This window comes from Soehngenia sp., from assembly GCF_055108775.1.
Map to the genome: position 1 here is coordinate 1 of NZ_JBSQIL010000076.1, position 8,214 is coordinate 8,214.

Annotated in this window: 9 protein-coding genes, 7 tRNA genes and 1 other annotated feature; all 16 genes read left to right on the forward strand. The window is 30.6% G+C overall.

What is annotated here, in order from left to right:
• A tRNA-Glu gene (locus ACTB1H_RS08340) sits at positions 1-75 on the forward strand.
• A 28-nt stretch (positions 76-103) separates the two neighbouring features.
• Positions 104-179 (forward strand) — tRNA-Val (locus ACTB1H_RS08345).
• 16 nt (positions 180-195) lie between these two features.
• Positions 196-272 (forward strand) — tRNA-Asp (locus ACTB1H_RS08350).
• Between the two features lie 6 nt (positions 273-278).
• Positions 279-354 (forward strand) — tRNA-Thr (locus ACTB1H_RS08355).
• Positions 355-362: 8 nt separating this feature from the next.
• Positions 363-448, forward strand: a tRNA-Tyr gene (locus tag ACTB1H_RS08360).
• Positions 449-460: 12 nt separating this feature from the next.
• Positions 461-535: transfer RNA gene (locus tag ACTB1H_RS08365), tRNA-Gly, on the forward strand.
• A gap of 38 nt (positions 536-573) precedes the next feature.
• Positions 574-650, forward strand: a tRNA-Arg gene (locus tag ACTB1H_RS08370).
• Between the two features lie 23 nt (positions 651-673).
• Complete coding sequence (locus tag ACTB1H_RS08375; protein ID WP_463262389.1) at positions 674-1,195, forward strand: macro domain-containing protein; 522 nt, start codon at positions 674-676, stop codon at positions 1,193-1,195.
• 57 nt (positions 1,196-1,252) lie between these two features.
• Positions 1,253-1,918: a zinc dependent phospholipase C family protein gene (locus ACTB1H_RS08380; protein WP_463262390.1), complete on the forward strand. Its 666-nt coding sequence runs from the start codon at positions 1,253-1,255 to the stop codon at positions 1,916-1,918.
• Between the two features lie 10 nt (positions 1,919-1,928).
• Positions 1,929-2,168 (forward strand) — a binding site (T-box leader).
• A 45-nt stretch (positions 2,169-2,213) separates the two neighbouring features.
• A complete protein-coding gene (gene asnA, locus ACTB1H_RS08385; protein WP_463262391.1) occupies positions 2,214-3,200 on the forward strand; it encodes an aspartate--ammonia ligase in 987 nt (328 codons plus the stop codon).
• Between the two features lie 109 nt (positions 3,201-3,309).
• On the forward strand, positions 3,310-4,044 hold the full coding sequence (locus ACTB1H_RS08390) for a hypothetical protein (RefSeq protein ID WP_463262392.1): 735 nt from the start codon (positions 3,310-3,312) through the stop codon (positions 4,042-4,044).
• Positions 4,045-4,062: 18 nt separating this feature from the next.
• Entirely contained in the window at positions 4,063-4,695 is a 633-nt protein-coding gene (locus tag ACTB1H_RS08395; RefSeq protein ID WP_463262393.1) for a CBS domain-containing protein, read from the forward strand.
• A 95-nt stretch (positions 4,696-4,790) separates the two neighbouring features.
• Positions 4,791-5,285, forward strand: coding sequence for a crossover junction endodeoxyribonuclease RuvC (gene ruvC / locus ACTB1H_RS08400; protein ID WP_463262394.1), 495 nt, complete (start codon positions 4,791-4,793; stop codon positions 5,283-5,285).
• Positions 5,286-5,297: 12 nt separating this feature from the next.
• Positions 5,298-5,894 (forward strand): Holliday junction branch migration protein RuvA, encoded by a 597-nt coding sequence (gene ruvA / locus ACTB1H_RS08405; RefSeq protein WP_463262395.1) that lies wholly within the window; start codon positions 5,298-5,300, stop codon positions 5,892-5,894.
• A gap of 4 nt (positions 5,895-5,898) precedes the next feature.
• Positions 5,899-6,906 carry a Holliday junction branch migration DNA helicase RuvB gene (ruvB, locus tag ACTB1H_RS08410; protein ID WP_463262396.1) on the forward strand — a complete coding sequence of 336 codons (1,008 nt, stop codon included), beginning with the start codon at positions 5,899-5,901 and terminating at the stop codon, positions 6,904-6,906.
• Between the two features lie 9 nt (positions 6,907-6,915).
• A partial coding sequence (locus ACTB1H_RS08415; protein ID WP_463262397.1) for a SpoIID/LytB domain-containing protein occupies positions 6,916-8,214 on the forward strand: 1,299 nt, incomplete at its 3' end.

Consider the following 8,214-nt stretch of genomic DNA (forward strand, 5'->3'; position numbering starts at 1 on the left):
GGCCCTATGGTCAAGCGGTTAAGACATCGCCCTTTCACGGCGGTAACCCGGGTTCGAATCCCGGTAGGGTCACCATAAAATATTTTAATAAGAGAATGATTATGGGCGCATAGCTCAGTTGGGAGAGCACCTGCCTTACAAGCAGGGGGTCATAGGTTCGAGCCCTATTGTGCCCACCATAAGCATTAAAAAAGTGGCCTGGTAGTTCAGCTGGTTAGAATGCCAGCCTGTCACGCTGGAGGTCGAGGGTTCGAGTCCCTTCCAGGTCGCCAAAACATGCTGGCGTAGCTCAATTGGCAGAGCAACTGACTTGTAATCAGTAGGTTGGGGGTTCAAGTCCTCTCGCCAGCTCCATAAGTTAAGGAGGAGTTCCCGAGTTGGCCAAAGGGGACGGACTGTAAATCCGTTAGCTCAGCTTTCACTGGTTCAAATCCAGTCTCCTCCACCAATAAAATAACATGCGGGAGTGGCTCAGTGGTAGAGCATCGCCTTGCCAAGGCGAGGGTCGCGAGTTCGAATCTCGTCTTCCGCTCCATTTATTAGAAGAATCTTAATTCTTCTTTTTTTTTAAATGTACCCTTAGCTCAGTTGGATAGAGTACTTGACTACGAATCAAGGGGTCGGGGGTTCGAATCCCTCAGGGTACACCAATCAAAAGGAGATGTTTTGTATCATGAAAATACAGAATATTGAAATAAATATAAAGCTAGGGGATATAACCGAAGAGAATGTAGATGCGATTGTTAATGCAGCTAATAATTCATTGCTTGGAGGAGGAGGAGTAGATGGAGCTATACATAAGAAAGCTGGTCCCTCTTTATTAGAACAATGTAAGAAACATGGAGGATGTGCAACTGGGGAGGCGTGTATTACAACAGCGGGAAATTTAAAATGTAAATATATAATACATACAGTAGGGCCGATATATGGCCGTCATAAAGGATTAGAATCACTTTTACTTTATAATTGTTACTTTAATTCTTTGAAACTGGCAGATGAGTATACCCTAAACAGCATTTCTTTTCCGGCTATTTCGACAGGAGCATATGGCTATCCAGTAGAAGAAACTTTACAAATAATTTATAAAGCTATATTGAATTTTGCAATAATAAACCAAAATATTAAAAATATAAATTTTGTACTTTTTAGTAAAGAGAAATATGATATATATAACAATTATTTTATGAGAATTTAACAAAAATATATAATTTTATGGTTGACATATAGTATTATTTATATTATTATTAACACATTGAATAAAAAAGAAGGTGTTAATATTTTAGCTGAAACACATAAAATAATTGCAAATATAATATATGATGAAGTTGAATATCAATATGGTATAAAATTAGATAGTGATAAATTAACATGGTGGAGCATTGCACCTGATTATCTGCCAAAATATAAATTTATAAGACATTACAAAGATGAGAGTATAAATTATATTGTTAATGAAATTTTAAAGACTATAATTTTAACTAAATATGTAGATATTTCTATAGTCCCCCAAGAAATTGGGATTGCATCTTTAAGTAAGAAAATAGGTATAATTTCTCATTATTTAACAGACTATGTTTGTTATCCACATGCTCAGAGGTGGACATTTTCCGACTCTATGGTAAAACATGTAAAATATGAGAATAATTTAAATGAATTTGCAAAAACTTATGACTTTGCTAATCCTCAAACAAAAATCAATATTCCAGATATAGATTTATATTCGTTAAATTTATTTAATACTAAAAAGACAATAAAAAAATATATTGATGAAATTGTTGATGAATATAGTCATTCTGCAAGTTTTATTAATGATTTAGATTTTGCTACTTTTATAAATAAAAAAATAACATTTTTTATAATTGATTCATTGAGAGAATCAGTACTAGAAGGGCAAGATGCTTTGGCATTTCAAATATAAGTAAATACGTTAGTTGTCGATGATGTGAAGAGTAATATTGAAATCTTAGTCTAAGAGAGTTAGGGGTGGTGAGATCCTAATACAAGAGTCAATATGAAAAACGCCACTGAGATTTTTAGCCGAAATAATTTTAGATTATAGTAGGTTAAGACGGGTAGCCCGTTATAAGCTAAACATATCGAGAAATCTGTATGTTTTGAGGTGAGCTTATGCTAAATAAGGTGGTACCGCGAATTTATTCGTCCTTTAATATTGAGGACGATTTTTTTATATAAAATTTTAAGGAGTGATAAATATGCTAGTTAGCGGGTTTAAACCTAGGGAATTACAAATTGCTATTAAAACAATAAAAGATTATTTTGAAAAGGAACTATCAAATGCATTAAATTTAACAAGAGTATCTGCTCCACTTTTTGTAAAATCTGGAACTGGTCTTAATGATAACCTAACCGGGAAAGAGAGAGCAGTAGAATTTGAAATGAGGAAGTACAATGAAAAAGTTGAAATTGTGCAATCCTTGGCAAAATGGAAAAGAATGGCTTTAAAATGGTATGGGTTTAATAAATACGAAGGTTTATATACAGATATGAATGCTATTAGACCAGATGAATACGTAGATAAAACACATTCAATTTATGTTGATCAGTGGGATTGGGAGAAGATTATAAGCTATGAAGATAGAAATACTCAATATCTATTTGAAGTAGTAAAACAAATATATCAAGTATTTAAAAATACTGAAAATTTTCTTAGCGAAAAATTCCCTCATAACATAAAGAAAATATTACCAGATGAAATATTTTTTATTGATAGTCAAGATTTAGAAGACTTATATCCAAATCAGTCTCCAAAGGAAAGGGAAAATATCATTACTAAAGATAAGGGAGCCGTATTTATTCATAGAATAGGCGGAAATTTAAAATCTGGTATACCACATGATCTTAGATCACCAGATTATGATGACTGGGAATTAAATGGCGATATTCTGTTTTATAGTCCTGCGATAGATGAAGCGATAGAACTATCTAGTATGGGTATTAGAGTCGATAAAGAGAGCTTAAAAAAACAACTTGAACTCACCAACTGCAATTACAGATTGAAATATGAATATCACAAACTAATTACTAACGACGAATTACCATTTACTATTGGAGGAGGAATTGGACAATCGCGTATCTGCATGTTTTTCTTACAAACAAAACATATAGGTCAAGTTCAAGCATCAGTTTGGCCAGAAATAGAGTTAAATTCTTGTAAAGAAAATAATATATTTTTATTGTAATTGTTAAAAGAATGTAATAAATAATGTTAAATTATTATAAGTATTAGACTTAGTTTTGTAGTATAATTATCTTACTCTATATATTTATATGAAGGGTGAGTGCTATCAAATGACATTAAGTGAAAATACTTATAATAATATATACGAAGGATTAAAAAGGAATTTTTTATACGAGAATGATTTGAATAGCATTCACATATTAATAAATCTTTATGATATAGAAGATAATATTAGGAATATTTACCCGAAATATGTAACAATTCAGCATATAAAAAATTCCGTTCTTAAATTATTAAAGTTTAAAGAAGACAATACTTTAATAGCTTCAAATTTAGGGATGCTTATTCATGAGGACATAAATAGATTAGAACTTCTTTTATATCTTGATGGCTATAAGAAAGGATTTGCTGATATAAAAAAGGCTAACATTTTGGAAAAGTTAGCTGTTGAAATTTATGATATAAATACTTTATACAATAAAAAATTTCTATTTCAATTTGATATAACTAATGAAAATGTTAAAGAATTTAAAGAAAGAGTTTTTAATTCTCTCAAAGAGTCAGATGACTATTATAGTTATTTAGATGATTTAATTGAATATTATTGTGAAAAGATAATTAAACCTAAAGTTATGAATTTAAACAAACATCTTGATAATCAGCTTAAGATAAATTATGATAATGAACGACTAATTTCATTAGATAGTACCACATTTTTGTCTGATACAGAATTATTATCTATTTTTAATGAATCAGTTACAATAATTACAAGAAACTCAAACAAATTATACAAAGATGCATTTTGGAATGGTTTAAATGACAGAGTTTTGAAGCGATATAGATAGATATAAAGGGGGATGATTATGTACGTTCGCAATCATTTAATTAAGTTAGAAGACTTGACAGTCCTGAATCCAGAAGAGAGTGTAAGACAAGCTCTAGAAAAAATTAACAGTAAGGATTTTTTGTCATTACCTGTAGTAGAAGATCGAAAAATTGTTGGTATTTTAATGAAAGAAGCTATTTTTAGAAAATATTTTGAAGAAGAATTAGAGAGTAAAGAGTATTATTTGGATAATTATAAGGTAGGAGACATTTATAATAGTGATGTAAAATACATTAATGCGAATGAACTAATTGAAAAAGCATCATATTTATTAAATAGTATTAGAACACCATTTTTAGCTGTAGTTGATGATAAGAATAACTTTCTTGGGATCTTAACCCATTCAGCAATTTTTAAAGCTTTTTCAGAAATTTTTGGATTTGATATAGGTCATAGATTGGTAGTGCACATGTTCGACATTCCAGGTCAGTTGGCCAGATTAACTGAATTGTTAAAAAGGGAAAACATCAATATTATGAATTTAACAGTGCTCGATGCAAAAGTTATGGGGATCATGAAAGTTGTTCTAAGAGTAGATTCTAAAGATATTGATGGTTTAGTTAATAAGCTAGAAAGAGAAGGATTTAAAATAGGTGAATTTGGACAATAATTGATACCCCCTCGTTAAAAATGAGGGGGTATTGCTTAGCAATTTTTATGGAATTGTGATAAAATACTTTTATAGTACTTTAAAAGGAGTTTAATATGATAATTATTGGGATTGATCCTGGAATTGCTACAGTTGGCTACGGTATAATAGAAAGCACTGGAAATAGATTAAGGGCAATAGATTATGGACCAATTTTAACATCTTCTGACCTATCGATGCCAAATAGACTCAACATTATATTTGATGAATTAAATAAAATAATTGAATACTTTAAACCTAAAGATATGGCAGTAGAGGAATTGTTTTTTAATAAGAATGTAAAAACTGCGATAACAGTTGGACATGCTAGAGGAGTAGAAATATTAAGTGCAGTTAAGAACGGGTTAGAAATATATGAGTATACACCTCTTCAAATTAAACAATCTGTTGTTGGTTACGGAAGGGCTGACAAACAACAAGTTCAATTTATGGTAAAAACATTATTAAATCTAGATGAAATTCCAAAACCTGATGATGTTGCAGATGCTCTTGCAGTAGCCATTTGTCATTCGAGCTGCTATAAATTTAAAGATTTATTTTTGATGAAATAAAGAGGTGAAATTTTGTTAGAATATTTAAAGGGTAATATAGTACATATTGGAGAAGATTATGTAATAATTGAGAATAATGGGATAGGTTATAGAATAATGACATCCAATAATACAATTTCAAATATAAATTCCGAGATTGATAAGATGTTATTTTATGTATACTTAGCTATTCGTGAGGATGGGGTATCTCTATATGGATTTAATACAATAGAAGAAATCGAAACTTTTAAATTGCTTATTTCTGTGTCTAAAGTTGGTCCAAAGTTAGCTTGCTCAATATTATCATCTATTAGTACTTTTAGACTAAAACAAGCCATTGTTTCTAATGATGTTATGCAGTTATGCGAATGTCCTGGGGTAGGAAAAAAAACTGCTGAGAGAATTATTTTAGAGTTGAAAGATAAAATCGATCTTTCGAGTATTTATAACAACTTTGAAAAAGCAGAAAACTCAGCAAATATTTCTAAAATTGAAGAAGTAATAGAGGCTTGCACTTCTCTTGGATATAATAAATATGAAATAAAAAAAGTGTTGGATGAGATAGATATACAAAACTTAGAAATTGAAGAAATAATAAAACAAATTTTGAGAAAATTATCAAACAGGTGATAAAATGGAAGAAAATACAAATAGAATAATTGCTCGCAATACATTATTTGAAGATATAGAAGCAGATAATACTTTAAGGCCAAAATGGCTAAATGAGTATATTGGTCAAGATAAAGTTAAAAACAAATTAGAAATTTTCATACAAGCTGCTAAGGGCAGGAATGAAGCATTAGACCATGTTTTATTAGTAGGTCCTCCAGGGTTAGGTAAAACTACTTTAGCAAATATTATAGCAAATGAAATGGGAGTTAACATTAGAGTTACATCAGGTCCTGCAATTGAAAGAGCAGGAGATTTAGCTAGCATTCTCACAAATTTATCGGATGATGATGTTCTATTTATTGATGAAATACATAGGATTAACAGAACAGTAGAAGAAATACTTTATCCTGCAATGGAAGATTATGCATTGGATATAATTATAGGAAAGGGTCCTTCAGCCAGATCTGTAAGATTAGATTTATCTAGGTTTACACTTATTGGAGCAACAACTAGAGCTGGGTTGTTGACATCTCCCCTAAGAGATCGATTTGGAGTTTTGCTAAATTTAGAATTATATGATATTGAAAGCTTGACAGACATAATCAACAGATCCGCTATAATACTAAATATAAGTATCGATAAAGAAGGTGCTGTCGAGATTGCTCGTCGTTCAAGAGGAACTCCAAGAATAGCTAACAGGTTATTAAAAAGGGTAAGAGATTATGCCCAAGTAGTTGAAAATGGTATAATAACATTCGAAACTGCAAAAAAAGGTCTTGATCTATTGGAGATTGACGAACTTGGACTAGACAATCTAGATAGGAAAATATTACTAACTATCATTGAAAATTTTAGTGGTGGGCCTGTTGGAATTGATACTTTAGCTGCAGCCACAGGAGAAGAAAAAACAACTATTGAAGACGTATATGAACCATATTTAATTCAAATTGGATTTATTAATAGAACTCCTAGAGGAAGGGTGGCAACTAAGAAAGCCTATAAACATTTTAATCTAAAATATGAAGAGTGAGGTGAGTGAATGATTAATAAGATTAAAAAGTCCATAATTTTAAGTATTTTAATAGTTCTATTTTTGTTTAATTCAGAGTCTTTCGCATCTGATGATCAGTTTATTGATATAAGAATTGGTAAGGCTCATTCGTTAAACGATAAAATATCACTAAGTTCAAAAAGCGGCTTTATTCTAAAAAATACAGACAATGATATTGTTTTAGATCTAGATGAAATTCACATTACTTTTGTAAACTCAGAATTTTATATCATTAATGACCAAAACTACAATAAGATAATTGAATTAAGCTTTATTGATAACTACGAAATTCTACCAAAATCAAATGATTTTATTCAATATAATGGTATACCATATCGTGGAAGTTTTAAAATATATAACAAAAGTAATGCTTTTTATATAATAAATCATATTTCATTAGAAGAATATTTATATGGTGTACTTCCAAAAGAGATACCAACTTCAGCTCCTATTGAGGCTTTAAAGGCTCAAGCAATTGCCTCTAGAACATATTCACTAAAAAATATCAACAAGCATATTACAGAAGGATACAATCTGTGTGATACTACACATTGCCAAGTATATGGAGGACAAAGAGCAGAGAATTCTAACACAAATTCAGCAGTTGACCTTACAAAGAATTATGTTATTTATTATAATGACTCAATAATCGATGCAGTTTTCCACTCTTCTTCTGGTGGACACACAGAGAGCAGCTACAATGTCTGGGGAAATAGAGTACCATATTTAGTGGCTACTCCAGATCCTTTTTCATTTAATTCACCTAATAGCAATTGGAATATAACTTTTTCTAGTGCAGTAATTGAAAATAGTTTAAGAAATAATGGCATAAACATAAACAGCTTAGTAGATATAGAAATATTAGATAGAACTGAATCTGGTAGAGTTAAAACCATAAAGATTGTTTCATCTGATAAAACAACATTATTATCGGGAGAAAAATTTCGCTCTATAATGGGTAACTCAAACTTTAAAAGCACTCTTTTCGATATACAAAAAAACCAAGATTTTGATACTAATCAATATTCTTTGATAACAGAGAACGGAAGAACTAATATAAATTTCGGGTTTGGAAAAATTTTCACTCTAACAGATAAAGGGCTTAAACAAGTAAGTAACCCATCTATAAAAGTATTAGATACTAATGGTGTAAGGGATTTGACCACAAATAATAACGTATCCTCATTCACATTCATAGGAAAAGGCTATGGGCATGGTGTAGGTATGAGCCAATACGGAGCTATTGAGATGGCAAAACAAGGCTATTCAAACGAAGAAATATTGCAA